Annotated in this window: 24 protein-coding genes; 8 read left to right on the top strand and 16 right to left on the bottom strand. The window is 59.5% G+C overall.

The features are described 5' to 3' along the window. Positions 1–89 precede the first annotated feature (89 nt). Together AK821_RS27080 and AK821_RS27075 are read right to left on the bottom strand one after the other, a co-directional pair. Entirely contained in the window at positions 90–983 is an 894-nt protein-coding gene (locus tag AK821_RS27080; protein ID WP_064392983.1) for an alpha/beta hydrolase family protein, read from the bottom strand. 31 nt (positions 984–1,014) lie between these two features. Beyond that, positions 1,015–1,812 (bottom strand): crotonase/enoyl-CoA hydratase family protein, encoded by a 798-nt coding sequence (locus AK821_RS27075; protein WP_064392982.1) that lies wholly within the window; start codon positions 1,810–1,812, stop codon positions 1,015–1,017. A 149-nt stretch (positions 1,813–1,961) separates the two neighbouring features. Here AK821_RS27075 and AK821_RS27070 point away from each other — a divergent pair, with 149 nt between their 5' ends. Both AK821_RS27070 and AK821_RS27065 read left to right on the top strand, forming a co-directional pair. Further along, positions 1,962–2,537 carry a TetR/AcrR family transcriptional regulator gene (locus AK821_RS27070; RefSeq protein ID WP_038368069.1) on the top strand — a complete coding sequence of 192 codons (576 nt, stop codon included), beginning with the start codon at positions 1,962–1,964 and terminating at the stop codon, positions 2,535–2,537. Between the two features lie 82 nt (positions 2,538–2,619). Further along, positions 2,620–3,345, top strand: coding sequence for a transporter substrate-binding domain-containing protein (locus AK821_RS27065; protein ID WP_064392981.1), 726 nt, complete (start codon positions 2,620–2,622; stop codon positions 3,343–3,345). Between the two features lie 217 nt (positions 3,346–3,562). On the opposite strand, the gene AK821_RS27060 is transcribed toward AK821_RS27065, so the two are convergent. The 5 genes from AK821_RS27060 to ribBA form a co-directional block, all read right to left on the bottom strand. Further along, a complete protein-coding gene (locus tag AK821_RS27060) occupies positions 3,563–4,717 on the bottom strand; it encodes an ABC transporter ATP-binding protein (RefSeq protein WP_064392980.1) in 1,155 nt (384 codons plus the stop codon). 17 nt (positions 4,718–4,734) lie between these two features. After that, a complete protein-coding gene (locus AK821_RS27055; RefSeq protein ID WP_007918021.1) occupies positions 4,735–5,544 on the bottom strand; it encodes an ABC transporter permease in 810 nt (269 codons plus the stop codon). 6 nt (positions 5,545–5,550) lie between these two features. After that, complete coding sequence (locus AK821_RS27050; protein ID WP_064392979.1) at positions 5,551–6,498, bottom strand: ABC transporter permease; 948 nt, start codon at positions 6,496–6,498, stop codon at positions 5,551–5,553. Then, positions 6,495–7,520, bottom strand: a complete 1,026-nt coding sequence (locus AK821_RS27045; protein WP_064392978.1) for an ABC transporter substrate-binding protein — start codon at positions 7,518–7,520, stop codon at positions 6,495–6,497. Before AK821_RS27045 ends, AK821_RS27050 begins: the two co-directional genes overlap by 4 nt. A gap of 320 nt (positions 7,521–7,840) precedes the next feature. Further along, complete coding sequence (ribBA, locus tag AK821_RS27040; RefSeq protein ID WP_064392977.1) at positions 7,841–8,950, bottom strand: bifunctional 3,4-dihydroxy-2-butanone-4-phosphate synthase/GTP cyclohydrolase II; 1,110 nt, start codon at positions 8,948–8,950, stop codon at positions 7,841–7,843. Between the two features lie 68 nt (positions 8,951–9,018). On the opposite strand from ribBA, the gene AK821_RS27035 reads away from it, so the two are divergent. After that, positions 9,019–9,315 (top strand): DUF1330 domain-containing protein, encoded by a 297-nt coding sequence (locus AK821_RS27035; protein ID WP_064392976.1) that lies wholly within the window; start codon positions 9,019–9,021, stop codon positions 9,313–9,315. 144 nt (positions 9,316–9,459) lie between these two features. On the opposite strand, the gene AK821_RS27030 is transcribed toward AK821_RS27035, so the two are convergent. The 7 genes from AK821_RS27030 to AK821_RS27000 form a co-directional block, all read right to left on the bottom strand. Continuing rightward, on the bottom strand, positions 9,460–10,023 hold the full coding sequence (locus tag AK821_RS27030) for an NUDIX hydrolase (protein ID WP_064392975.1): 564 nt from the start codon (positions 10,021–10,023) through the stop codon (positions 9,460–9,462). 1 nt (position 10,024) lies between these two features. Then, a complete protein-coding gene (locus AK821_RS27025; protein ID WP_064392974.1) occupies positions 10,025–10,777 on the bottom strand; it encodes a GntR family transcriptional regulator in 753 nt (250 codons plus the stop codon). Between the two features lie 42 nt (positions 10,778–10,819). After that, positions 10,820–11,224 carry a carboxymuconolactone decarboxylase family protein gene (locus AK821_RS27020; protein WP_064392973.1) on the bottom strand — a complete coding sequence of 135 codons (405 nt, stop codon included), beginning with the start codon at positions 11,222–11,224 and terminating at the stop codon, positions 10,820–10,822. 135 nt (positions 11,225–11,359) lie between these two features. Continuing rightward, complete coding sequence (locus AK821_RS27015; RefSeq protein WP_016984497.1) at positions 11,360–11,845, bottom strand: flavin reductase family protein; 486 nt, start codon at positions 11,843–11,845, stop codon at positions 11,360–11,362. Positions 11,846–11,857: 12 nt separating this feature from the next. Beyond that, a complete protein-coding gene (locus tag AK821_RS27010) occupies positions 11,858–13,339 on the bottom strand; it encodes an aldehyde dehydrogenase (RefSeq protein WP_008088056.1) in 1,482 nt (493 codons plus the stop codon). Beyond that, a complete protein-coding gene (locus tag AK821_RS27005) occupies positions 13,336–14,169 on the bottom strand; it encodes an alpha/beta fold hydrolase (protein WP_008088048.1) in 834 nt (277 codons plus the stop codon). The genes AK821_RS27010 and AK821_RS27005 overlap by 4 nt, the downstream gene beginning before the upstream one ends. A 31-nt stretch (positions 14,170–14,200) precedes the next feature. After that, positions 14,201–14,791: an amino acid synthesis family protein gene (locus AK821_RS27000; RefSeq protein WP_007917992.1), complete on the bottom strand. Its 591-nt coding sequence runs from the start codon at positions 14,789–14,791 to the stop codon at positions 14,201–14,203. A 237-nt stretch (positions 14,792–15,028) separates the two neighbouring features. On the opposite strand from AK821_RS27000, the gene AK821_RS26995 reads away from it, so the two are divergent. The 3 genes from AK821_RS26995 (at position 15,029) to AK821_RS26985 (ending at position 19,689) form a co-directional block, all read left to right on the top strand. After that, positions 15,029–15,997, top strand: a complete 969-nt coding sequence (locus tag AK821_RS26995; protein WP_064392972.1) for a hypothetical protein — start codon at positions 15,029–15,031, stop codon at positions 15,995–15,997. A gap of 267 nt (positions 15,998–16,264) precedes the next feature. Then, positions 16,265–17,308, top strand: a complete 1,044-nt coding sequence (locus tag AK821_RS26990) for a WD40/YVTN/BNR-like repeat-containing protein (protein ID WP_064392971.1) — start codon at positions 16,265–16,267, stop codon at positions 17,306–17,308. After that, on the top strand, positions 17,305–19,689 hold the full coding sequence (locus AK821_RS26985; RefSeq protein ID WP_064392970.1) for an efflux RND transporter permease subunit: 2,385 nt from the start codon (positions 17,305–17,307) through the stop codon (positions 19,687–19,689). The genes AK821_RS26990 and AK821_RS26985 overlap by 4 nt, the downstream gene beginning before the upstream one ends. A 409-nt stretch (positions 19,690–20,098) precedes the next feature. Here the strand turns inward: AK821_RS26985 and AK821_RS26980 are convergent, their stop codons facing one another. Together AK821_RS26980 and AK821_RS26975 are read right to left on the bottom strand one after the other, a co-directional pair. Continuing rightward, positions 20,099–20,818 (bottom strand): FadR/GntR family transcriptional regulator, encoded by a 720-nt coding sequence (locus tag AK821_RS26980; RefSeq protein ID WP_064392969.1) that lies wholly within the window; start codon positions 20,816–20,818, stop codon positions 20,099–20,101. 185 nt (positions 20,819–21,003) lie between these two features. After that, positions 21,004–22,740 (bottom strand): IlvD/Edd family dehydratase, encoded by a 1,737-nt coding sequence (locus AK821_RS26975; RefSeq protein WP_007917984.1) that lies wholly within the window; start codon positions 22,738–22,740, stop codon positions 21,004–21,006. Between the two features lie 193 nt (positions 22,741–22,933). Here AK821_RS26975 and AK821_RS26970 point away from each other — a divergent pair, with 193 nt between their 5' ends. Then, positions 22,934–24,256, top strand: a complete 1,323-nt coding sequence (locus AK821_RS26970) for an MFS transporter (protein WP_008088041.1) — start codon at positions 22,934–22,936, stop codon at positions 24,254–24,256. Positions 24,257–24,415: 159 nt separating this feature from the next. Continuing rightward, positions 24,416–25,408, top strand: a complete 993-nt coding sequence (araD1, locus tag AK821_RS26965; protein WP_064392968.1) for an AraD1 family protein — start codon at positions 24,416–24,418, stop codon at positions 25,406–25,408. The last annotated feature ends 5 nt before the right edge of the window (positions 25,409–25,413 follow it).

Below are 25,413 nucleotides of genomic sequence, written 5' to 3'. Positions count from 1 at the left end.
GAGCTGTCGAGTGAAACGAGGCTGCGATCTGTTGATCTTGTTTTTAACAGCAAGATCAACAGATCGCAGCCTGCGGCAGCTCCTACAAGTTATGTGGTGCGTGCAGGGACGCTTTGCAGCCAATCAAGCACCTCATCCCACAACGGCTGTGCGCTTTCACGGAAGTAACCCATGTGCCCGTACGGTTTGCTGCCCAGTTGCGGCTGCAGATCCAGCAATGTCAGCGGCGCATTCACCATGGCTTTGACAAACGCATCGCGCGAACGCGGCGGCGCCCACGGATCATCGACCGACGTGGCGAAAACGCATGGCGTTGTGACCTCGGCGTAGAGCGCATGCAGATGGCTCATCTGGTGGTCGTCGAAGTAGTAGTGGGGGAATTTGCACCAGCGTTTCCAGTCGTTGTAAACGCCCAGCGGCAAATCATCGCCCATGCCTAGCATGCTCCAGGCCATGTAGCCTTTGCGGGCGACAATCACCGGCAGCACAAACGTCCACATCAGACGGATTTTCCAGGCCTCGGTTCGGGACATCCAGCCGCTCCACCCCGCGCCACTGCCCAGGGTGTAGCAAGCTGTCAGGGCGGGGTGATTGGGCAACAGACCAATCGCGTGACCACCAAACGAATGGCCGACCCAATACAACGGCAAAGCTTCCTGGCTTAGCAGATCCACTGCCGCCGCCAGATCCTGATAAGCCCAATCCAGATAAGACATCTCAAAGCCTTTGAGGGAAGCCGGCTTCGATTCACCGATGCCCCGGTAATCGAGGGTCAGGACATTGAAGCCCTGACGCGCTGCATGCTCGGCAAAGCGCCGATAAAAACGCTGTTGCACCCCGGTGGCGCCGGCCATGATCAGGTTGCCTTTGACCGCGCCCGGCGCGCTGTAGCGCTTGGCTGACAACGGATAACCATCGCGGGCAATGAGGGCGATGTCCTGTCTCTGGATCGATTCGGTGAAGGCTGCGGCCATGGTGTTCATGAAATTGTTCCGAGTGAGTTGAGCAAAGCCTTCAGCGACCTTTGAACTGCGGTTCGCGCTTTTGCATCATCGCCATGACGCCTTCGCGGACATCCTCGGTTTTGATCAGGGCCAGCAGTTGTTCATCAAGCTTCGACAGTGCCACATCGTCTCCCTGATCCTGCGCCAGAAACGCCGATTGCAGCGTCGCCTGAATCGCCAGAGGCGCAGCCTTGGCAATGCATTCGGCGTATTCGATGGCGCGTGCCAGAGTCTGGCCGGGTGCGACCACTTCGGTCAGCAGGCGCATGTGCAGGGCGGCAGTGGCATCGAACTCTTCCCCCGTGAGCATGTAGCGCATGGCGGCGGTCCAGCCCGCTGCGCGGGTGAAGCGCACGGTGGAACCGCCGGCGGGTGAGATCCCGCGCAACACTTCCAGATGAGCGAAACGGGCATTGGTGGCGGCAATGCTGATGTCGGCGTTGAGCATCAATTCGATGCCCGCCGTCCAGCAAATGCCTTCAATGGCAACCACCACCGGTTTACGCCTGCGCGGTTTGGAAACGCCCCATGGGTCGATGCCTTCTTCAGGATACTTGAAGGCGCCTGACACCAGTTTTGGCGTCAGTTCCATCAAGTCCAGACCCGCAGTGAAGTGCTCGCCATGGGCGAACAGCACGGCGCAGCGCAGTTCGTCATTGCGCTCATACTCGCCGATGGCCAATGCCAGGTCCGTCAGCATTGCACTGTCGAATGCGTTGCGTTTGCCGGCGCGATCCAGACCGATCAAAAACAACTGACCGCGTTGTTCGCGGGTGACTCGGCCGGGGCCACTGTTGGCTTCGTTCATCTCTGCTCTCCCTGATTTTTTGTCGGCGGCCAGTTACTGACCATCCGTTCGGTAAATAGAAACTAAACGAACAGTTGGTAACCGTCAAATTGAGAAGGGCAGGCTTATGTCATAGAATCACCGCCAGTTATCCGGATCAGGAAATACTCGTGCGACCGTTGAAAATCCCCCGTGAAGAGCTGCTTCTGCGGTGCGCCAATACCTTCAAGCGCCTTGGCTATCATGGCACCACCATGGACGTGCTTGCGTCCGCTTGCGGCTTTACCAAGGCTTCGTTCTATCACCACTATCCGAACAAGGAGGCCTTGCTGCGTGACGTGCTCGACTGGACGCATCAGGTCATCAACCAGACCTTGTTTGCCGTGGCCTTCGACGAAAAACTCACGCCACAAGAACGCCTGAGCAAAATGGGCCGCAAGGCTGCGCGGCTGTTTCAGGATGACTCGATTGGTTGCCTGATGGGCGTGGTGGCGGTCGATGCGGCGTACGGTAAAAGTGAATTGCTGGAGCCGATTCGCGGTTTTTTCGATGCATGGGCCAAGGCGTTTGCGCATTTGCTGGAAGGCGAAGTCGATGAGGGACAAGCCTTGCTGACCGCTCGACAATGGGTGGCGGATTACGAGGGGGCGATTCTGCTGGCGCGGGTCTATGGTGACGCGGCTTACATTGATGCGGTGACGCGTCGGGCGCTGGAACATTTGAGTGCCTGTCAGGCACCGACATAAGGCTTACCCGCTGGGTGTTGTGTCCTCGACAGTTGTCAGTCACGACACACACTGATTTCTTATCCAATCAGGGAGCAACACGATGAGTGTAATCACCCCGGCCGTGATGGCCGATCTCGCGCCCGACGGCGTGCTGCATGCCGCCATCAACTTCGGTAACCCGGTGCTGGCGCAGCGCAGAGCAGATGGTGCGCCGCAAGGGGTTTCGGTGGCTTTGGCGATCGCGCTGGCTGCCGAGCTGGGTGTGGAACTGGAGATGCGCACCTTTGATGCGGCGGGCAAGGGTTTCGCGGCGCTGGAGGAGGGCCTATGGAATCTGGCATTCCTCGCCATCGAGCCGGTGCGTGAGGCGCAGATTGCGTTCAGCGAGCCGTACGTGATCATTGAAGGGACTTATCTGGTCGAGGCGCAGGCCCCGTATCGCAACGTCGAGGACCTCGATCAGCCAGGATTGCGACTGGCCGTTGGCAAAGGCGCAGCCTACGACCTGTTCCTCAGTCGCACGCTGCAGCACGCACAATTGGAGCGTGCCGAAACCTCGGCGGGTGCCGTTGACCTGTTTATCGAGCAACACCTGGATGCCGCCGCCGGTGTCCGTCAGCCATTGCAGAAAGTCGCGGATGCCGACGCGCGTTACCGCGTGCTGGACGGCGCGTTCACGGCGATTCGCCAGGCCATGGCGGTGCCCCGTGGGCGGGAGGCAGGCGCAGCGTATGTGCGGGCGTTCGTCGAGCGCAAGAAGGCTGAAGGGTTTGTCGCTGCAGCGCTGGCCGAGAGTGGGCAGGGCGATGTGACGGTCGCGCCTTGAGAGCAAAAAAAAGAGCCACCGCAGCCCTGAGGGGCAAACACGGTTCAATTGTAGGAGTGAGCCTGCTCGCGAAAGCCTCTATGCGAGCAAGCCCGCTCCCACAATTGCAATGCATTCCTGTAGGAGCTGTCGAGTGAAACGAGGCTGCGATCTGTTGATCTTGTTTTTAACGGCAAGATCAAAAAATCGCAGCCTGCGGCAGCTCCTAGAGGGGATTTCAGTGGGAGCCGGCGGCTTTGTTGAGGTCGCTTTCGGTCCATTCGGTGTAGACGCAAGCATCAGCGGTGGCCCAGCGCACTTGCACCGGATCGCCAGCCTTGAGCGGCATGCCGGCGGCTGACAGTGCTTTAACCGTCATTGAGGTGCCGCCCGAGGTGACTACGCTGCACGTCTGGCTCTCACCCAGAAACAACACTTCCACAACCTTCGCTGATACCTCATTCCAACCCGACGGCAGCGGTTCGCTGATTGCTTGCGCCACGCTCAACGCCAGTGCCTTTTCCGGCCGCACCATCAGCAAAACATCCTGATCGGTGTGCAACCCAGCGGTCAGGCGAATCGACAATGACTGTCCTTCAAACGAAGCCGCCGCATTGCCTTGCGCCTTGAGTTTGAGGAAGTTCGAGTTGCCCAGAAACGACGCCACAAACGCATTCGGCGGATTCTGATAAAGGTCGTAACCGCTGCCCAATCCCACAATCTTGCCGTGACTGAAAATCGCGATGCGTTGCGACAAGCGCATGGCTTCTTCCTGGTCGTGGGTCACGTAAACAATGGTGATGCCCAGACGGCGATGCAGTTGGCGCAGTTCGTCTTGCAAATCCTCGCGCAGTTTTTTATCCAGCGCACCGAGCGGTTCGTCCATCAGCAAAATGCGTGGTTCGTAGACCAAGGCGCGGGCGATGGCGACACGTTGTTGCTGGCCGCCAGACAGTTGCGAAGGGCGGCGATGGGCGAATTGCTCAAGCTGCACCAGTTTCAGCATCGCATCGACGCGCTTTTCACGTTCGGCGGCCGCTAGTTTGCGGATCGCCAACGGGAACGCGATGTTGTCGCGCACCGACAGATGCGGGAACAACGAATAGCGCTGGAACACCATGCCGATGTCACGCTTGTGCGGCGGCACATTCACCAGCGACTGACCGTTGACGAGGATCTCGCCGCTGCTCGGCGTTTCAAACCCGGCGAGCATCGACAACGTCGTACTTTTGCCCGAGCCGCTGGAGCCGAGGAAGGTGAGGAATTCACCGTCCTTGATGTCCAGCGAGATGTTGTCGACGGCGGCAAAGTCGCCGTAGTGTTTGTTCAGGTTGCGCAGGCTGACCAGGGGTTTGTCGTTCTGCTGGGAAGCGTCTTTGATCACGGCACTCATGTCGTACTCCTGGGCGCTCAGGCGCTGATTTCGTTGCGCCGGCGCAATGCGGCGGCGATCACCATGACTAGAACAGACAAGCCGATCAGCAACGTCGAAGCGACGGCGATCACCGGTGTCAGGTCCTGGCGCAGGGTGGTCCACATTTTCACGGGAAGGGTTTGCAGGGTCGGGCTGGCCATCATCACGCTGAGCACCACTTCGTCCCACGAAACGAGGAAGGCGAAGAGCGCGCCGGCGACCATGCCCGGACGGATCGCCGGGAACGTCACCTTGAACACCGCTTGCAGGCGTGAGGCACCGCAAATCACCGCCGCGTCCTCAATCGACTGATCGAACAGCTTCAGCGAGTTGATGATCGAGATGATGGTGAACGGCAGCGCGACGATCACATGGCTGACCACGAAAGCGAACATGGTCCCGGTGTAACCGAGCTTGAGGAACAGCGCGTACACCGCCACGGCGATGATCACCAGCGGCACGATCATCGGCAGGGTGAACAGACCGTAGAGCATTTCCCGGCCGGGAAAACGTCCGCGCACCAGCGCAAACGCCGTCGGCAAACCGAGAGCCACGGCGCAGATCGTGGTCAGTACAGCGACCTTGAGGCTGGCCGCTGCAGCGTTCATCCAGTCGGGATTGGAGAAGAACTGGCCGTACCATTTCAGCGTCCAGCCCGGCGGCGGAAACACCAGCCACTGCGAAGAGCCGAACGACAGCAGCACGATAAACACGATCGGCAACAGCAGGAACAGACCGATCAGCCCGGTGGTGGCATACAAGCCGAAGCGCATGCGCCGGCTCATCGCATTGGGGGTCAGGAGCATGTCGGCTTACCTCGCGTTACTGGCGCCAACCGGGGATTCCGGCTGAAGCTTCAGGTAGAAGTAGAACAGCACCAAAGTGATCGCGATCAGCAACGCGGCGCCGGCACTGGCCAGGCCCCAGTTGAGGAACGATTGCACCTGCTGAATGATGAACTCCGGCAGCATCATGTTCTGCGCCCCGCCGAGCAGCGCCGGGGTGACGTAGTAACCGAGCGACATGACGAACACCATCAAGCCACCGGAGGCCAGACCCGGCCGACACAGCGGCAGGAACACCCGGAAGAAGTTGGTCCACGGACTGGCGCCACAGATCGAACCGGCCTGCAGAATCATCGGGTCAATGGCCTGCATGGTTGCCTGCAACGGCAGGACGATGAACGGGATCATGATGTAGCTCATGCCGATCACTACGCCGGTGAGGTTGTGCACCATCTCCAGCGGCTGATCGATGATGCCCATCGCCATCAAGGCCTTGTTGATCACGCCCGACGCTTGCAGCAAAACCAGCCATGAATAGGTGCGGGCGAGCAGGCTGGTCCACATCGACAGCAGCACGATGTTGAGGATCCAGCGCCCCCAGCCGCGCGGCACCAGGGTGATCGCCCAGGCCAGCGGAAAGCCCAGCAGCAAGCTGAACAGTGTCACCAGCCCGGCCACCGAAAAGGTGTTGAGCAGCACTCGCGCATAAGCAGAGTTGGCGAAAAGTTGTTCATAGTTGCCGAGGCCCGGGGTCGGTTCGAGCACGCCGCGCAACAGCAGGCCAATCAACGGCGCGAGAAAGAACAGGCCGATGAACAGCAGCGCTGGTACGAGGTTGCCGGCGCCGCGCCAGCGTTGTTTGAGGGACGGGGCTTGCTGCATCGCAACCGCCTGGGTTCCGTGGGCCGAGCCGGCAGCGCTGGTCGCGCTCCCGGTGGCAGTGGAGGGACGGGACGCGGTGGCCGCCATTTTCATTTGACCAGCCATTCGTTCCACCGTGTCGCGATGGCCTGGCCGTTTTTGGCCCAGTACGCGAAATCTAGAGTGATCTGATCCTTAGCGTAGGCAGTCGGCAGGTTGGGGGCCAGCGTCGAATCCAGACGCTCCACACTGTCGAGGTTGACCGGGGCGTAGGCGGTCAGGTTGGAGAAGTCGGCCTGGCCCTTGGCGCTGCTGGCGGCGGCGAGAAACTTCATCGCCGCGTCCTTGTTTTTCGAGCCTTTTGGAATCACCAGAATGTCGGCCATGACCAGGTTCTGTTTCCAGCTCACACCGACCGGTGCGCCGTCTTCTTGCAGGGCATGAATGCGGCCGTTCCAGAACTGGCCCATGCTCGCTTCACCGGACGCCAGCAGTTGCTGCGACTGCGCGCCGCCGCCCCACCAGACGATGTCTTTCTTGATGGTGTCGAGTTTCTTGAAGGCGCGATCCAGATCCAGCGGGTAGAGCTTGTCGGCGGCCACGCCGTCGGCCAGCAGCGCCAATTCGAGCACGCCGGGGCTTGGCCATTTGTACAGGGCGCGTTTGCCGGGCCAGGTTTTGGTGTCGAACAGGGCGCTCCAGTCCTGCGGTTTGTTGGCGCCGAGTTTGCCCTCGTTGTAGCCGAGGACGAAGGAGAAGAAGAACGAGCCGACACCGTGATCGCTAACGAATCGCGGGTCGATCTTGTCGCGCTGGATGACTTTGAAATCGAGGGGTTCGAGCAGGCCTTCAGCGGCGGCGCGCAGGGCAAAGTCGGCTTCGACATCGACCACGTCCCACTGAACGTTGCCGCTCTCGACCATGGCTTTCAGTTTGCCGTAGTCGGTCGGGCCATCCTGCACGACGGTGATGCCGCTGGCCTTGCTGAACGGATCGGCCCAGGCCTGTTTCTGCGCGTCCTGGGTGCTTCCGCCCCAGCTGACGAAGTTCACGCTTTCGGCAGCCATTGCAGCCTGGCCGGTGACGCTGAGCAGTCCCGCAAAAAAGATCGCGGTTGCAGCTTTGTTCAACACCATGTTCACGCCCTCATTGTTGTGTTTTTGAGCGGGCTTGCGTTGTTGCCCGCCTATCGGGAGCAGTAGATGGACGTTCGTTGGAGTGTCCGGTCTATGGAATATCATATTATGGTATTCCAAACTTTGTGCAAGCACTTTGCCTTACCGGTTATCTGGCGGCTGTCCTTTTTCGTGGTTCGAAGAAATGGATCTGAAATGCAAACCCCCTGTAGGAGTGAGCCTGCTCGCGATAGCGGTGTGACATTCAGCAATAATGTTGACTGACACACCGCTATCGCGAGCAGGCTCACTCCTACATTTGGATTTGTGTTCGTCGTGGGTTATTCGGTGAAGGGGATGCTCTCGACCACTTCCAGGTCATACCCGGTCAACCCGGCGTATTTGAGTGGCGGCCCAAGATGCCGCAGCTTACCCACCCCCAGATTCTGCAAAATCTGCGCCCCAGTCCCCACCTCCGAATAAATCCGCGATTGCGAACGGCTGAACTGCCGCGGCGGCTGGGTCAATTGCGGCACGCGCTCCAGCAACGCCTGCGAAGACTCATGATTGGCCAGCACCACAACAACCCCATGCCCCTCAGCCGCGACCCGTTGCAACGCCGCCCACAGCGTCCAGTTGCTCGGCCCGCTGTACTCGGCGCCGACCAGATCACGCAGCGGATCGATCACGTGCACGCGCACCAGCGTCGGCTCTTCACGGCGCAGATCGCCCATGACCATCGCCATGTGCACGCCGCCCTCGATGCGATCCTCAAAGGTGATCAAGCGGAACGTGCCATGCACCGTCGGCAGCTCGCGTTCGCCAATCCGCTCGATGGTGTGTTCGGTGCTCAGCCGATAATGGATGAGGTCGGCGATGGTGCCGATCTTGATCCCGTGCTTGCACGCAAACACCTCCAGATCCGGGCGACGGGCCATGGTGCCGTCGTCGTTCATCACCTCGACAATCACCGAGGCCGGGGTAAAACCGGCCAAACGCGCCAGATCGCAACCCGCTTCGGTATGCCCAGCACGCGTCAGCACGCCACCTTCCTTGGCGCGTAGCGGAAAGATATGGCCCGGCTGCACCAGGTCTTCAGCGCGAGCATTTGGCGCGACGGCGGCGGCCACGGTGCAGGCGCGATCAGCCGCCGAGATGCCGGTGGTCACGCCAACCGCCGCTTCAATCGACACGGTGAACGCGGTGCTGAACACGCTGCCATTGGCCGGCACCATTTGCTCCAGGCCCAGACGCTGGCAGTGGGCGTCGGTGAGCGTCAGGCAAATCAGCCCGCGCGCTTCACGGGCCATGAAGCTGATCGCCTCAGGCGTGCAACGGTCGGCGGCCAGCAACAGGTCTCCTTCGTTTTCGCGGTCTTCGTCATCGACCAGCAAAACCATTTTGCCGAGGCGATAATCTTCGATGATTTCTTCAATGCTGTTGAAGGCCATGCTGGACTCTCAGGGTTCGTTGGAAATATATTGGTATACCATAATACAAAATCAACAAAGAGGTCACTATGAAGGCGTACTGGATTGCTCATGTGGATATAGCCGATGCCGATCACTACGGCCAATACACCCAGCGCGCGCCGGCGGCGTTCGCCGAATTTGGCGCAAAGTTTCTGGCAAGAGGCGGGCGCAGCGAGGCGATGGAAGGGCGCGAGACGCCGCAACGCAGCGTGGTGATTGAATTCGACAGTTATGAGCAGGCGGTGGCGTGCTATCGCTCGGCGGCGTATCAGGAAGCGAAAAGTTATCGCGAGGAATGGGCGAGGGCGGAGATCATCATCGTCGAAGGTATCGCCCCAGCTTAAGCAACACCACAAACCCCGCGTATTGATCGTTCCCACGCTCCGCGTGGGAATGCAGCCCGGGACGCTCCGCGTCCCTTTCAACGCCGAACGCGGAGCGTCCGAAGAGGCATTCCCACGCGGAGCGTGGGAACGATCAGATCGTGATCAGCGGATAAAGTGGATCTTGCCGCTGTCGTCATTGCCCATGTAAATCCCATACACCCCAGCCTGGCGCTCTTCGATATAGCGCTCAAGAATCTGCCGGATCGCCGGGTAATAGATCTGTTCCCACGGAATGTCTTCAGGCGCGAAGAACTTGTAATCCATGGTCTCAGGCCCGTACTGCCCGGTAATCTCCAGCGCGAGGGCCCGAAAGATGATGTACACCTCGCTGATCTTCGGCACGCTGAAAATCGAGTACGGCGAGACGATTTCCGCCCGCACGCCGCTTTCTTCCCAGACTTCGCGGATCGCCGCTTGCTCGGTGGGCTCGCCGCTTTCCATGAAGCCGGCCGGCAGCGTCCAAGTGCCCGGGCGCGGGGGAATCGCCCGTTGGCACAAGAGGTATTTGCCGTCCTGCTCGATGATGCAGCCGGCGATGATCTTCGGGTTTACATAGTGGATGTAGCCGCAACCGCGGCACATCAGGCGCTCGTGCGTATCGCCCGGCGGTATCTGCTGACCGAGGTCAGGGCCACCGCATTTCGGGCAAAAGCTCGGGCTGAACATGTCATTGACCTATGCGTGGTTCTTTCAGCGCGATCGGCAGGGTGATCGCGGGCGTAGCGCCGGTTTCTTCCTGTTTGCGCTTGAGATAGTCGAGGGCCACGGCAGCCGCTGCGCGAACGTGATCGACACAGGCCTGATGCGCCGCCAGCGGATCGCCGCTCTTGATCGCCGCGACCATTTTTTCCATTTCCTGATTGCTCGCGCCGCGACGGTTTTCCTGGGACACCGAGGTCGCGCGCAAGTAGCTGATGCGCGCCTGCAACTGACGCAACTGAGTGGCCGCAACATGGTTGCCCGAGCCTTCGAGCAGCACATCGTAGAAGCCTTGCACCGAGTCGATGACCTGTTGCAACTCGCCGTCCTTCAACGCTTTGCGATTGTCGTCGAGGGCTTTTTCCAGGGCTTTGATGTCCTTGGCCTTGGCGCGCAGGGTGAACAGCTGCACGATCAAACCTTCGAGCACGCAGCGCAATTCGTAGATATCGACGGCGTCGGCCAATGTGATGATGGCGACACGCGGACCTTTGGCATCGGCGAACTCGACCAGTCCTTCGGATTCCAGGTGACGCAAGGCTTCACGCACGGAGGTGCGGCTGACGCCCAGGCGATCGCACAGATCGCGCTCGACCAGACGATCACCGGGCATGAGCTGAAAATTCATGATCGCGCTACGCAGTTTGTCCAGCACGATTTCGCGCAGGGTAACGGGGTTGCGATTGACCTTGAAGCTGTCGTCGAGGGGCTGGCGTTTCATGGGGTCCGCTCTTTAAGTTGGCTGTCCATGCCAGACGGGCATCTAAACAGCCGAGGGGTTAACTGAGGCTTCGGCGTCGGCTTCGGCAAAGGCTTCACGGGCCAGCCGGAAACTGTCCACGGCTGCCGGAACGCCGCAATAAATGCCGACCTGAAGCAGAATTTCGCGTATTTGCTCACGACTCAGGCCGTTACGCAAGGCGCCGCGTACATGCAGTTTCAGTTCGTGCGGGCGGTTGAGCGCCGAGATCATCGCCAGGTTGATCATGCTGCGCTCCTTGAGCGACAGGCCTTCGCGTCCCCAGACGTGGCCCCAACAGTATTCGGTGACCATTTCCTGCAGGGGGCGGGTGAAGTCGTCGGCGTTATCGATTGAGCGCTGCACGTAGGTTTCACCGAGTACCTGAGTGCGGATTTTCAGGCCTTTTTCGTACTTTTCGTTACTCATAAATCCTCCAGTCACCACAAATCCCTTGTAGGAGTGAGCCTGCTCGCGATAGCGGTGGATCAGTCGACATCAATGTTGAATGTCAGTCCGCCAATCGCGAGCAGGCTCACTCCTACAGGGGGTGGTGTGAATCCGTCAGGCCAGTGTCGGCAACGGCCCGAGCTTGCCTTTGTGGTAAATCATCGGCGTCACCGGTTGCGCGGGCAGGATCAGGTTCTTCACCGCGCCAACGATAATCGCGTGATCACCACCATCGTATTCCCGCCACAACTCGCACTCGATGATCGCCGTCGCCTTGGCCAGAATCGGGTTACCGAGCTCGCTCAGATGCCACTCGATGTCCTTGGCCTTGTCCTTGCCCTTACCGGCGAAGGCGTAGGCCTCGGCAGTCTGGTCAGCTGACAGCAAATGGATCGCGAACTTCTTGCTGTCGCGCAACACCGGATACGTGTCGGAAGCATAGTTGGGACAGAACAACACCAGCGCCGGGTCAATCGATAGCGCGCTGAAGGCGCTGGCGGTGATGCCGACAATGCCGCCTTCCGGGTCAACGGTAGTAACCACCGTGACGCCGGACGGGAACGAGCTCATGACGTCTTTGTAAATGCCGGGTTCGATCATTTCGCAGGACTCCTAGCGCATCACAAACGGATCAGGCATCGGTGCCTGAGAGAGGTTGATCCACACCGTTTTCAGTTCGGTGTAGGCCAGCACCGAATCGATGCCGCTTTCGCGTCCATAGCCACTGTTCTTGAAGCCGCCGATCGGTGCCATCGCTGACACCGCGCGGTAAGTGTTGACCCAGATAATCCCCGAGCGCACATCGCGAGCGAGGCGATGGGCGCGACCGAGATCGCGGGTCCAGATGCCGGCCGCCAGGCCGAACTGCGAGTCGTTGGCAATCGCCAGCGCTTCGGCTTCATCCTTGAAACGAATCACCGAAGCCACCGGGCCGAAGACTTCTTCCTGCATGATCTTCATCGAATTGCGGTCGCATTCGAACAGCGTTGGCTCGTAGAACCAGCCTTCGCCGAGATCCGTTGGGCGCTTGCCGCCGGTACGCAAACGCGCGCCCTCGGCGATAGCATCGGCAACCAGACCTTCGACCACCGCCAGTTGCTGCGCGGTGGCCATCGGGCCCATTTCGCTGTTGTCTTCCTGCGGATTACCGATGCGAATGCGCTGGGCGCGCTCGACCAGTCGGTTGACGAATTCGTCGTAGATTTCATCCTGCACCAGCAAGCGCGAACCGGACACGCAACTCTGCCCGGAGGCGGCATAGATCCCGGCAATCGCGCCGTTGATCGCGCTGTCCAGATCGGCGTCGGCGAAGATGATGTTCGGCGACTTGCCGCCCAGTTCCAGCGACAGCTTGGCGAAGTTCTCCGCGCTGCTGCGCACCACATGCCGCGCCGTCGCCGCGCCGCCGGTGAAGGCGATCTTGCGAATCAGCGGATGGCGGGTGAGGGCGGCGCCAGTGCTCGGGCCGTAACCGGTGACGACGTTGACCACACCCGGCGGAATCCCCGCTTCGAGGGCCAGCCGCGCCAGCTCAAGTATGGTTGCCGAGGCGTGTTCGGACGGCTTGATCACAATCGTGTTGCCGGCGGCCAGGGCCGGGGCGAGTTTGATCGCGGTCAGGTACAGCGGGCTGTTCCACGGAATGATCGCCGCGACCACACCCATCGCTTCGTGCACGGTATAGGCGAACAGATCAGGCTTATCCAGTGGCAGCGTGCCGCCTTCGAGCTTGTCGGCAAGGCCGGCGGTGTAGTGGAAAAACTCCGGCAGATAACTGACCTGGCCACGGGTCTCGCGGATCAGCTTGCCGTTGTCGCGGCTTTCCAGCTGCGCCAGTTGTTCCTTGTTCTCTGCGATCAAATCACCGAGACGGCGCAGTAACTTGCCGCGTGCGGTGGCGGTCAGGCCGCGCCACGCCGGGCTGTCGAAAGCAGTCTGTGCCGATTGCACGGCGCGTTCGACGTCCGCCTCATCGGCGTCAGGCAGTTCGGCCCAGGCTTGCGCCGTGGCCGGATTGAGGCTTTCGAAGGTTTTCCCGGAGAGGGCGTCGACCCATTCTCCGCCGATGCACATCTGGAAGCGTGCGAGTGTCATGCAACGATCCCCTTTATATGGTTTTGTCGGGAGTGTGCGAATTGGAGAAATTCCAGCAGCGTCTGATTGACCAGACGCGGCGACTCTACGGGCATCATATGCCGTTGCTCGGGCAGCACGGCAACCTTCGCACCGGGGATGCGTCGGGCCAGTTGCTCGGCCATTTCCGGGGTCGAACCGGGGTCGAGTTCGCCCGTGGCGATCAGCGTCGGCGCCTGAATGCTGCCCAGGTCGTCGGCGCGGTACATGTCTTGGGTGGCGAACAATTCGTAGGTGGTCAGGTAACCCTGCGGATCATTATTGGCAAGGGTCTGGCGCAATGCGGCGATCTGCGCCGGATTGGCCGCCTGATACTCGCGGCTGAACCAGCGTGACAGCGCCGCTTCGGCATTGGCGTCCGGGCCGTGTTCGGCCGCTTGCGCGGTACGAGCGATGACACCGGCACGCTGTTCTTCACTGCGGTTGAACACGCTGTTCAACACCACCAGGCTTTGCAGGCGCTGCGGGTAATGCAGGGCAAAGGCCCGCGCGACCAGACCGCCCATGGAGAAACCGATCACTGCGGCCTGTGGCAAATTCAGGTGATCGAGCAGCTCCAGCAACTGATCGGCGTAACCGAGCAGGTTGGTGCCGCTGGCCGGTCGCGGGCTGGCGCCATGGCCGAGCATGTCGTAGGCGATCACTTGATATTGGCTGGACAGGCCGACAATCTGCCCGCCCCACATTTCTTTGTTCAGGCCCACGCCGTGGATCAAAACCACGGGCTGGCCTTGGCCGGTCGCCAGGTAACTGGTGCCAGCCGGGGTGAGTTCAGCGGTGAGCCGAATCATGGAGCGCTCCTGCAATGCCTTTTTATTGTGGTTACTGGGCTTTTTCGGCGGCCAGTTCTTCCAGATCGATGTAGCGGTTGCCGATGCGCGGGTGCAGGCGACCACCGTCGGCGCAACCCAGCACGACGACGATTTCGTCGGCACGCGGCGCGTCTTCGATCTGCATTTCCAGAGTGATGTAGTGCGAACGCTGGCCTTCGTCGTCCTTGTGCATCATCGGGATCTGGATCGAAGTGCCCGGACCGCCGCGCTTGTTGGTGAAGCTCAGGTAGCTCTTGGCGTTGACGGCTTCGCGGTAGTGGTTGCCGAAGCGCAGGGTGTGGATCACGGCGGAGGCGTGTTCGATCTCGCCATCAGCACCGACCACAGCCGCTTTGCCGTAAGCCTCGATCTTCTCGGCGCCGCCGATGATGCCGACCAGGCGTTCAACCATCAGTGCACCGAGGTCGGAGCAATTGGCGCGGATCTGCGGCTTGAGGTCTTCGACGAAACCGTTGCCCACCCAAGGGTTTTTCATCACCACGGCGAGGCCGACCATGGTCACCGGCTTGTCAGTGGCTTTGCCGCCTTCGATGAAGGTTTCTTCGACATAGCTGACGATCTTGCGAATTTCGAAACTCATGAGCTGCTCCGTTGAGGGATTGAGAGTGTCTGTGCGTCTGATGGTATACCATAATACCGATCGTGCAAGTCCCCGTAGAGAATTTATGGATCAATGGATGGGCGAGGTGTGAAACGACCACGGCGGGTGGCCTCTGGCTGTAGAGAGAGGCTGCGGGGAACCTGAAAATCTGATCGAACATCACCGCCGACCGTGAGATAAAGTCGGCATTTTTTCAGGAAAGGGTGTTCACGGAAGATGCTTGTTTACATTTCAACCTATTTGATTGCCGCTCTGATTCTCGAAGTAATCAGGCGCAACATGAAGGCTCCGCTGTTTATCCGAACAAGGCTCAAACATTTTCCGTGGAAGCTCAACTACAGCCTTGGTTGGTGGGGAACTGATGAATACCTGGCTGCCGTGACTGCTGGATCCTTCCTGTTGCTGATCGTCTTCACCTTTTGGGTAGCCTTCGGTAGTTCAATCAGCAAACTGGTCGGATGGGGGTTATGGGCGATTATCTCTATCAGCTCGTCAGTTTTATTCATCAGATATTTCAAACTGATTCCCAAACTTCTGGCCAATATCTGGTGGCTCACCTTGTTGACTGCGTTGATAGCTATCGGTATCGGGCAATATTCGAGCATTTTGGCTGATAACTTTATTGTCAGTTACACCCGAACCGATGCTGGACAGTTCCCTGCCGCACAGAAAGCTATAGGAGTGGTGATATCGGTATTTTTATGGACATTTTTTGCATCCCTGATACTTGGTATTCTGGCCTTTGGCGCGTTCGTGATTTTGAACATTTTGGCGCAGAGCTCTGTTGATCCGCTGAAGCATTTACGTTTACCTCCTCAGTTTGGAAGAGGATACAAACCGGGCCGTAGCGAAATAAGATTCAGGAGTTTGCGCATGATCGTACTGGGCGGGCCTTTTTTTACGTTCTTGAGCCTTCTATATATGTGGGAGTTTCCGCTCACGCATGCGGATGAGGGGCTGCAAGAAACACTAGTGTTCTCCTCATTCCATCTTCATCCCCGAGACTGCGCCATTCCCGGCATGCCACAAGGCGCCAGAGCGGCATTGATCAGCGAAAAACAAGCGGTTATCGCCATTCCTGAGGCCAAGGGTTATGTCTTCGAGACCATGCCCTGCGATGTCCAGTCAACGCGGGTTCTCGAAGAAGAGGCTGCCAAAAGACTGAAGCAGGATGACTACTTTTGACGGTTGTTGCCAAACCCGAGTTCTCGGCGCGTCATTACCTCGGCGAATGACCGGACATTCACCCTGAACCTTGATCCCGCGCGGTTAACAAAAGATAACGTGGCGCCGATTGTCAGACGTTTCGAAAGCCCGATAGGATGAGCCAGCTTCCGAAGTGGCTCTGGATTGCGGGTTTCAGGACTATGCTCCTGAGCAGCCATCAGCGGAGCACACTTGCGGCGCCCTTGAAGGCCAGATGGCCTAACAATAATAAATAGGGGAAGGTCTATGAGTCGTTGCCGCCCGCCGGCGTTACGCAACACCGCGTTGCTGGCCACAGCACTCTCGATGCTGGGCCTGGCCACGTTATCGGCACCGTTGATGGCCGCCGAGGCGCCTGCCGACGTGGTCTATGCCACCGAATCCAGCAAAGCGGCGAAAAGCCTGATTCTCGATGTCGTCCACGCCGGTGCGCGTCTGGTCGCGGTCGGGGATCGCGGGCACATTCTCTATTCCGATGACCAGGGCAAGACCTGGACCCAGGCCAAGGTGCCGAGCCGGCAACTGCTGACCGCGGTGTATTTCGTCGATGACAAGCACGGCTGGGCGGTCGGTCACGACGCACAAATCCTCGCCAGCGCAGACGGCGGTCTGACCTGGACCAAACAATTCGAAGACCTCAAACGTGAATCGCCGCTGCTCGACGTCTGGTTCAAGGACGTCAACAGCGGCCTCGCCGTGGGCGCGTACGGCGCGCTGCTGGAAACCACCGATGGCGGCAAGAACTGGGAAGACGTCAGCGACCGCCTCGACAACGAAGATCAATTCCACCTCAACGCCATCGCGGCGGTGAAGGATGCCGGTCTGTTTATCGTCGGCGAGTCGGGCAGCATGTTCCGCTCCGCCGACGACGGCCAGACCTGGGAAAAACTCGAAGGCCCGTACGAAGGCTCGCTGTTCGGCGTGATCGGCACGGCACAACCGCAGACCTTGCTGGCTTACGGCTTGCGCGGCAATCTTTATCGCTCCACGGATTTTGGCAGCAACTGGGAGCAGGTCGAGCTGAAAGCCGCGCGCGGTGCGCTGGAGTTCGGCCTGTCCGGCGCGACCCTGCTTGAAGACGGTTCGATCGTCATCGTCGGCAACGGCGGTTCAGTGATCAGCAGCAGCGACAACGGCGAAACGTTCAGCGTGTTCAACCGCCCGGATCGCATCTCGCTGTCTTCCGTCACTGCTGCCGGCGACGGCAACCTGATTCTGACCGGGCAGGGTGGCGTTCACACCACACAGCCAAACGGCGCCGAAGTTAATAACAAGAAGGCGGGGCTATGACTTCCTTGATCACTCCTCAGCAGGACAAGGCGACGTTTCTTGAGCGCCTGATCTTCAACAACCGCCCGGCCGTGATCCTGATCTGTCTGGTGGTGAGCATTTTCCTGTTCTGGCAGGCCACGCTGATTCGGCCGTCGACCAGTTTCGAAAAAATGATCCCGCTCAAGCATCCGTTCATCGAGAAGATGATGGAGCACCGCAACGATCTGGCCAACCTCGGTAACACCGTGCGCATTTCGGTGGAAGCCAAGGACGGTGACATCTTCTCCAAGGAGTACATGGAGACCCTGCGCCAGATCAACGACGAGGTGTTCTACATCTCCGGCGTTGACCGTTCCGGCCTGAAGTCGCTGTGGAGTCCGAGCGTGCGCTGGACCGAAGTGACCGAAGAGGGTTTTGCCGGCGGTGAAGTGATCCCGCAGAGCTACAACGGCTCGCAGGACAGCCTCGACCTTCTGCGCAACAACGTGCTCAAGTCCGGCCAGGTCGGGCGGCTGGTGGCCAACGACTTCAAGTCGAGCATCGTCGACATCCCGCTGCTGGAGTCCTACCCGGACCCGGAAGACCAGGGCAAGTTGCTCGCGCTGGACTATCGCAAGTTCTCCCACGAACTCGAAGACAAGATCCGCAACAAGTTCGAAGCGCAGAACCCTAACGTCAAAATCCACATCGTCGGTTTCGCCAAGAAGGTCGGCGACCTGATCGACGGTCTGGTGATGGTGGTGCTGTTCTTCGGCATCGCCTTCGTCATCACCCTGATCCTGCTGCTGTGGTTCACCAACTGCGTGCGCAGCACCATTGCGGTGTTGAGTACGACGCTGGTGGCGGTGGTCTGGCAGCTCGGCTTGATGCACTTCTTCGGTTTCGGGCTCGATCCGTATTCGATGCTGGTGCCGTTCCTGATCTTCGCCATCGGTATTTCCCACGGCGTGCAGAAGATCAACGGTATCGCCCTGCAATCCAGCGAGGCCGACAACGCATTGACCGCTGCGCGGCGCACCTTCCGGCAACTGTTCCTGCCGGGGATGATCGCGATTCTCGCCGACGCGGTGGGCTTCATCACGCTGCTGATCATCGACATCGGCGTGATCCGTGAACTGGCCATCGGCGCGTCGATCGGCGTGGCGGTGATCGTGTTTACCAACCTGATCCTGCTGCCGGTGGCGATTTCCTATGTCGGCATCAGCAAGCGCGCGATCGCCAAGAGCAAGAAGGATGCTAATCGCGAACACCCGTTCTGGCGCCTGCTGTCGAACTTCGCCAACCCGAAAGTTGCACGCATCTCGGTGCTGCTGGCGCTGATCGCCTTTGGTGGCGGTCTCTGGTACAGCCAGAACCTGAAAATCGGTGACCTCGACCAGGGCGCACCGGAACTGCGTCCGGACTCGCGCTACAACAAGGACAACAATTTCATCATCAGCAATTACTCCACCAGCTCTGACGTATTGGTGGTAATGGTCAAGACCAAGGCTGAAGGTTGCTCGCGTTATGAAGCCATGGCGCCGATCGATCAGTTGATGTGGAAGATGCAGAACACCGAGGGCGTGCAGTCGGCGATCTCGCTGGTGACCGTGTCCAAGCAGATGATCAAGGGCATGAACGAGGGCAACCTGAAATGGGAAACGCTGTCGCGCAACCCGGACGTGCTGAACAACTCGATTGCCCGTGCTGACGGTCTGTACAACAACAGTTGCTCGCTGGCGCCGGTGCTGGTGTTCCTCAACGATCACAAGGCAGAAACCCTCGATCGGGCAGTTCACGCGGTGCAGGAATTCGCCAAGGACAACAACAAGGACGGTCTGGAATTCATCCTCGCGGCCGGTAACGCCGGGATCGAAGCGGCCACCAACGAAGTCATCAAACAGGCTGAGCTGACCATCCTGATTCTGGTGTACATCTGCGTGGCGGTGATGTGCATGATCACCTTCCGTTCGTGGGCGGCGACCCTGTGCATCGTCCTGCCGCTGGTACTGACCTCGGTACTCGGCAACGCACTGATGGCGTTCATGGGCATCGGCGTGAAGGTTGCGACCTTGCCGGTGGTGGCGTTGGGTGTGGGCATCGGTGTCGACTACGGCATCTACATCTACAGCCGTCTGGAGAGTTTCCTGCGCGCGGGGTTGCCGTTGCAGGAAGCCTATTACCAGACGCTGAAGTCCACCGGTAAAGCCGTGCTGTTCACCGGCCTGTGCCTGGCGATTGGCGTGTGCACCTGGATCTTCTCGGCGATCAAGTTCCAGGCTGACATGGGCCTGATGCTGACCTTCATGTTGCTGTGGAACATGTTCGGTGCGCTGTGGCTGCTGCCGGCACTGGCGAAGTTCCTGATCAAGCCGGAGAAACTGGCGGGGCAGAAGGGTAACTCGCTGTTTGCGCATTGATCTGAAGGGCTGAAACGACAAAGCCGCAACCTTTGGGTTGCGGCTTTTTTTGTGGCTGAAGATCAAGAGCCCCTCACCCTAACCCTCTCCCCGAGGGAGAGGGGACTGACCGAGGTGTGCGGCTTGATCCATCGACCTGAGATACCGAGTTGATTATGGCTTTAAAGCAAATCATTCGACTTGAGATACCGAGTCGATTATGGATTCACAGCAAATCGTTCGACTGGAGATGTCGAGTCGGTTATGGATTCACAGCAAATCGTTCGACTGGAGATGTCGAGTCGGTTATGGATTCACTACAAATCGTTCAAGTCGGCGTAAATCTCGAATATCCCCCGGTCGGTCCCCTCTACCTCTGGGCGGTCCGACGTTTCGGGAGGGCTAGGGTGAGGGCAAGCAGTCTCAAGCCTTAAGTGAGTTCAGCGCCAAGCACAACACTCAAAGCACTACGCGCATCATCCAGCTGCACCAACGTCGCATGCCGAGCACCCAGGGCATCACGATTTTCAATGGCGGTCAAAATCGCCTTATGCCTCGGCAATGCAAGCTCATGCAGATTCGGCCGCTGATTCGAATGCTTCAACGCCTCGGCAATCGCCACCGACAACATGTTGCACAGATTCGCCAGCAAATCATTGTGCGTCGCATCGGCAATCCGGCTATGGAAATCCAGATCCGGCTGCAACAGCGCCTCCGGCGTCGGCGCCGCTTCCATGCGCTGATAGGCCTCACCAATCGCGGCAATATCCGCCTCTGTCGCATGTTGAGCGGCGAGGGCGGCAGCAGCGGGTTCAATAATGCTGCGCACACTGGTCAGCACATTGAAGAACTCATTCTGCGGGCTGCTTTGCATCAGCCAGTGCAGCACGTCCGGGTCGAGCATGTGCCATTCGCGGCGCGCCTTGACCACCGTGCCGACGCGCGGTTTGGAATACACCAGACCCTTGGCCACCAACACCCGCGTGGCTTCGCGCAAGACCGGCCGGCTAACCGCGTACTCCTCGCAGAGCAAGGCTTCGGCGGGCAGTTTGTCGTCGGGCAAAAAGCGTCCGGAGACGATCTGCATGCCCAGTTCCTGGACGATGCGCGAGTGCATGCTTTTGCGGTCGGAGGGTTTGCGGTAATCCATGGGGAACGGCGCGATCCTGAGCGATGGAGATGCCGCGCATCATAGCAGGCGTGCGGCATTCTTGAGGCTGATGCATAGCAAATGTAGGAGTGAGCCTGCTCGCGATTGCGGTGTGTCAGTTACCAGAGTTATCAACTGACAGATTGCTATCGCGAGCAGGCTCACTCCTACAGGGGGCGGTGGGCTTAGTGAGAATGGCGTGGGACTTCAGCTCCTCGGCAACCGACCAGGAAATCAAAGTCACAACCCTGATCCGCCTGCAGCACATGATCGATGTACAGCTGACGATAGCCACCCACCAGCAACTGCTGCGGTGGCTGCAGATCGGCCATGCGCGCGGCCAGTTCGGCATCCGGAATATCCAGATGCAAACGCCCGGTGGCGCAATCCAGCTCGATCCAGTCGCCTTCCTTCACCGTGGCCAAAGGTCCGCCAGCCGCCGCTTCCGGCGCCACGTGCAACACCACTGTGCCGTACGCCGTGCCGCTCATCCGCGCATCGGAAATGCGCACCATGTCGGTCACACCCTGCGCCAGCAACTTGGCCGGCAAGCCCATGTTGCCGACTTCAGCCATGCCCGGATAACCCTTCGGCCCGCAGTTCTTCATCACCAGAATCGAATCTTTATCGACATCCAGCTCCGGATCGTTGATCCGCGCCTTGTACATGTCGAAGTTCTCGAACACCACCGCGCGCCCACGATGCTGCATCAATTCCGGCGTCGCGGCGGACGGCTTGAGCACCGCACCCAGTGGCGCCAGATTGCCGCGCAACACACAGATGCCACCGTCGGCGCGAATCGGATTGTCGAGGGTGCGGATCACCTCGTCTTCGCCATAAATCGGCGCATCCTTGGTGTTCTCGCCGATGGACTTGCCGTTGACCGTCAGCGCATTCGGGTTGGGAATCAGATTGGCTTCACCGAGACGACGCAGCACCGCTGGCAAACCACCGGCGTAATAGAACTCTTCCATCAGGAAACGCCCGGACGGTTGCAGGTCGACGATGGTTGGCATGCCGCGACCGATGCGCGTCCAATCGTCCAGATCCAACTCGACGCCAATGCGCCCGGCGATGGCTTTCAAGTGAATCACCGCGTTGGTCGAACCACCGATGGCGGCGTTCACGCGGATAGCGTTTTCGAAGGCTTCCTTGGTCAGGATCTTCGACAGTTTCAGATCTTCGCGAACCATCTCCACCGCGCGCATGCCGGACATGTGTGCCAGCACATAACGCCGCGCGTCCACCGCTGGAATTGCTGCGTTGTGCGGCAGCGAAGTGCCGAGTGCTTCCGCCATGCAGGCCATGGTCGATGCGGTGCCCATGGTGTTGCAAGTGCCTGCCGAACGCGACATGCCGCCCTCGGCCGCGAGGAAATCGTCGATGGTGATGGTGCCAGCCTTGACCTGTTCGCTGAGCTGCCAGACCACAGTGCCGGAGCCGATGTCCTTGCCCTTGTGCTTGCCGTTGAGCATCGGCCCGCCGGTGACGACGATGGCCGGCACGTCGCAACTGGCCGCGCCCATCAGCAGCGCCGGGGTGGTTTTGTCGCACCCGGTCAACAGCACCACGCCGTCAATCGGGTTACCGCGAATCGCTTCTTCAACGTCCATGCTCGCCAGGTTGCGGGTAAGCATGGCGGTCGGGCGCAGGTTCGATTCGCCGTTGGAGAACACCGGGAATTCCACTGGAAAACCACCGGCCTCGATCACCCCGCGTTTGACGTGCTCCGCGATCTGGCGGAAGTGCGCGTTGCACGGGGTCAGTTCCGACCAGGTGTTGCAGATGCCGATGATCGGCTTGCCATGGAACTGGTGGTCGGCGATGCCCTGATTCTTCATCCAGCTGCGGTACATGAAGCCGTTCTTGTCGGCCGTGCCAAACCATTGGGCGGAGCGCAGGGTGGGTTTCTTATCAGACATGATCGATTCTCTTATTGTATGACTATAGTGTTCCAGCTACGGCCTAATCTAAGCGCAAAATCCTGCGTTTGGAAGTGTTGTTGGTGAATTAGTATTACTATATAGTCGTTTTTGACGGAGGGATGGCCCTGACGGTTTTCCGTGAGAGGCGTCCCCCGAGGTTCTATAAAAACAACAATCGGAGACCGATCTCATGAGCCAGGAACTGCGGCTGATACGGCGCATAACGCTGAAACTGATTCCCTTCCTGATCCTGCTGTACCTGATCGCCTATGTGGATCGCTCCGCCGTCGGCTTCGCCAAGCTGCACATGGGCGCCGACATCGGCATCGGCGATGCGGCTTACGGCCTCGGCGCCGGGCTGTTCTTCATTGGCTACTTCCTCCTCGAAATTCCCAGCAACCTGATGCTCGAACGCTTCGGCGCACGACGCTGGTTCGCGCGGATCATGATCACCTGGGGCGCCATCACTATCGGCATGGCCTTCGTCCAAGGCCCGCACAGTTTCTACGTGATGCGCTTTCTGCTCGGCGCGGCCGAGGCGGGGTTCTTCCCCGGCGTTCTCTACTACATCACCCAATGGTTCCCGGTGCGCCATCGCGGCAAGATCCTTGGGCTGTTCATCCTCTCGCAACCGATTGCGATGATGATCACAGGTCCCGTTTCCGGCGGTTTGCTTGGCATGGACGGCGTTCTCGGTCTGCATGGCTGGCAGTGGCTGTTCATTGTCATTGGCACCCCGGCGATCCTGCTGACCTGGCCGGTGCTGCGCTGGTTGCCGGACGGCCCACAGCAAGTGAAATGGATGGATCAGGCCGAGAAAGACTGGCTCACCGGCGAGCTGAAAAAAGATCTGCAGGAATACGGCCAGACCCGTCACGGCAATCCGCTGCATGCGCTGAAAGACAAACGTGTGTTGCTGCTGGCGCTGTTTTACCTGCCGGTGACGTTGAGCATTTATGGCTTGGGTTTGTGGTTGCCGACGCTGATCAAGCAATTCGGTGGCAGCGATCTGGTCACCGGTTTCGTCTCGTCGGTGCCGTACATCTTCGGGATCATCGGTTTGCTCATCGTGCCGCGCAGTTCTGACCGCTTGAATGATCGCTACGGGCACCTCGCCGTGCTTTATGTGCTGGGCGCGATTGGCCTGTTCATGAGCGCCTGGCTGTCGTTGCCGGTGGCGCAACTGGCGGCATTGTGCCTGGTGGCGTTCGCGCTGTTTTCCTGCACGGCGGTGTTCTGGACCTTGCCGGGGCGGTTCTTTGCTGGCGCGAGTGCGGCGGCGGGGATTGCCTTGATCAACTCGGTGGGGAATCTGGGTGGGTACATCGGGCCGTTTGTGATTGGCGCGTTGAAGGAATACACCGGCAATCTGGCGTCAGGGCTGTACTTCCTCTCGGGGGTGATGGTGTTCGGCTTGATCCTGACCGGCATCGTCTACCGTGTACTGGAACGCAAACACGTCCTGCCGGTTGACCAATTTGCCGCCAGCGCCCGCGGCGCCACCCGAACCTGAAACCCAACCACCAATCACCACTAAACCTGTGGGAGCTGGCTTGCCAGCGATGACGGCGGCACATCCAACATCAATGTGTCAGACAGATTGCCATCGCTGGCAAGCCAGCTCCCACAGGGTTTTGCAGTGTTTCGAAGTTTTGTAGACAGGAGAGGACATATGCATCTGGTTCAATTCGAATTAAGCAACCGCGAACGCCGCGTCGGCGTGGTCGACAACGGTCTGGTGCGCGAAGTGCAGGACGCCCGCACAGTGCGCGATCTGGCACTCGCCGCCATCGAGGCCGGCAACACCCTTGAGCAGCAAGTGCAAACCCTCGGCCTCGGCATCAGCCATGACTACGCCGAACTGCTGTCGCAACTGCGCATCCTGCCGCCACTCGATCACCCGGATCCGGCGCACATGTTGATCAGCGGCACCGGCCTGACCCATCTGGGCAGCGCCTCGGCGCGGGACAAAATGCATCAGCAGGGCGGCGACGAAGCGACGATGACTGACACCATGCGTATCTTCAAATGGGGCGTGGAGGGCGGCAAACCGGCGGCGGGGCAGGCCGGTGTGCAACCAGAATGGTTCTACAAGGGCGACGGCAGCATTGTTGTCCGTCCAGGCCAGCCGTTCCCAGTACCGCCGTTTGCCGAAGACGCCGGCGAGGAGCCGGAAATGGCCGGCCTGTACCTCATCGGCAACGACGGCAAGCCCTATCGACTGGGCTTTGCGGTTGGCAACGAGTTCTCCGACCACGTCATGGAACGCAAGAATTACCTGTACCTCGCACACTCGAAACTGCGCAGTTGCAGCTATGGGCCGGAACTTCGCACAGGTGAATTGCCTCAACATCTGGCAGGCAGCAGCCGCATCCTGCGTGACGGCGAAGTGCTTTGGCAGAACGAGTTTCTCAGCGGCGAGGCGAACATGTGCCACAGCCTCGCCAACCTCGAATACCACCACTTCAAGTACAGCCAGTTCCTCCGTCCCGGTGACGTACACATTCACTTCTTCGGCACCGCGACCCTGTCGTTCGCCGATGGCATCCGCACCCAACCGGGTGACGTGTTTGAAATCAGCCAGGCCGAATTCGGTGCGCCGCTGGTCAATGGCATCGTCCCGGTCCCAGCGGCTTATGAACCGGACAGCATCGGCACCCTTTAAGGAGA

It is taken from the genome of Pseudomonas sp. RIT-PI-r (genome assembly GCF_001297015.1).
In the GTDB taxonomy this organism is placed as follows: Bacteria; Pseudomonadota; Gammaproteobacteria; order Pseudomonadales; family Pseudomonadaceae; genus Aquipseudomonas.
The sequence above is the reverse complement of the archived record's forward strand: the minus strand, read 5'-3'. Positions and strand labels throughout refer to the sequence as shown.

Bases quoted from the DNA above. Each gene is read 5' to 3' on its own strand.
- AK821_RS27055 (WP_007918021.1), bottom strand. From the start codon at position 5,544: ATGCTCCTGACCCCCAATGCGATGAGCCGGCGCATGCGCTTCGGCTTG.
- AK821_RS27075 (WP_064392982.1), bottom strand. From the start codon at position 1,812: ATGAACGAAGCCAACAGTGGCCCCGGCCGAGTCACCCGCGAACAACGC.
- AK821_RS26985 (WP_064392970.1), top strand. From the start codon at position 17,305: ATGACTTCCTTGATCACTCCTCAGCAGGACAAGGCGACGTTTCTTGAG.
- araD1 (WP_064392968.1), top strand. From the start codon at position 24,416: ATGCATCTGGTTCAATTCGAATTAAGCAACCGCGAACGCCGCGTCGGC.
- AK821_RS27010 (WP_008088056.1), bottom strand. From the start codon at position 13,339: ATGACACTCGCACGCTTCCAGATGTGCATCGGCGGAGAATGGGTCGAC.
- AK821_RS27065 (WP_064392981.1), top strand. From the start codon at position 2,620: ATGAGTGTAATCACCCCGGCCGTGATGGCCGATCTCGCGCCCGACGGC.
- AK821_RS27035 (WP_064392976.1), top strand. From the start codon at position 9,019: ATGAAGGCGTACTGGATTGCTCATGTGGATATAGCCGATGCCGATCAC.
- AK821_RS26975 (WP_007917984.1), bottom strand. From the start codon at position 22,740: ATGTCTGATAAGAAACCCACCCTGCGCTCCGCCCAATGGTTTGGCACG.
- AK821_RS27025 (WP_064392974.1), bottom strand. From the start codon at position 10,777: ATGAAACGCCAGCCCCTCGACGACAGCTTCAAGGTCAATCGCAACCCC.
- AK821_RS27020 (WP_064392973.1), bottom strand. From the start codon at position 11,224: ATGAGTAACGAAAAGTACGAAAAAGGCCTGAAAATCCGCACTCAGGTA.
- ribBA (WP_064392977.1), bottom strand. From the start codon at position 8,950: ATGGCCTTCAACAGCATTGAAGAAATCATCGAAGATTATCGCCTCGGC.
- AK821_RS27050 (WP_064392979.1), bottom strand. From the start codon at position 6,498: ATGAAAATGGCGGCCACCGCGTCCCGTCCCTCCACTGCCACCGGGAGC.
- AK821_RS26995 (WP_064392972.1), top strand. From the start codon at position 15,029: ATGCTTGTTTACATTTCAACCTATTTGATTGCCGCTCTGATTCTCGAA.
- AK821_RS27015 (WP_016984497.1), bottom strand. From the start codon at position 11,845: ATGATCGAACCCGGCATTTACAAAGACGTCATGAGCTCGTTCCCGTCC.
- AK821_RS27080 (WP_064392983.1), bottom strand. From the start codon at position 983: ATGAACACCATGGCCGCAGCCTTCACCGAATCGATCCAGAGACAGGAC.
- AK821_RS27060 (WP_064392980.1), bottom strand. From the start codon at position 4,717: ATGAGTGCCGTGATCAAAGACGCTTCCCAGCAGAACGACAAACCCCTG.
- AK821_RS26980 (WP_064392969.1), bottom strand. From the start codon at position 20,818: ATGGATTACCGCAAACCCTCCGACCGCAAAAGCATGCACTCGCGCATC.
- AK821_RS27005 (WP_008088048.1), bottom strand. From the start codon at position 14,169: ATGATTCGGCTCACCGCTGAACTCACCCCGGCTGGCACCAGTTACCTG.
- AK821_RS26970 (WP_008088041.1), top strand. From the start codon at position 22,934: ATGAGCCAGGAACTGCGGCTGATACGGCGCATAACGCTGAAACTGATT.
- AK821_RS26990 (WP_064392971.1), top strand. From the start codon at position 16,265: ATGAGTCGTTGCCGCCCGCCGGCGTTACGCAACACCGCGTTGCTGGCC.
- AK821_RS27030 (WP_064392975.1), bottom strand. From the start codon at position 10,023: ATGTTCAGCCCGAGCTTTTGCCCGAAATGCGGTGGCCCTGACCTCGGT.
- AK821_RS27045 (WP_064392978.1), bottom strand. From the start codon at position 7,520: ATGGTGTTGAACAAAGCTGCAACCGCGATCTTTTTTGCGGGACTGCTC.
- AK821_RS27000 (WP_007917992.1), bottom strand. From the start codon at position 14,791: ATGAGTTTCGAAATTCGCAAGATCGTCAGCTATGTCGAAGAAACCTTC.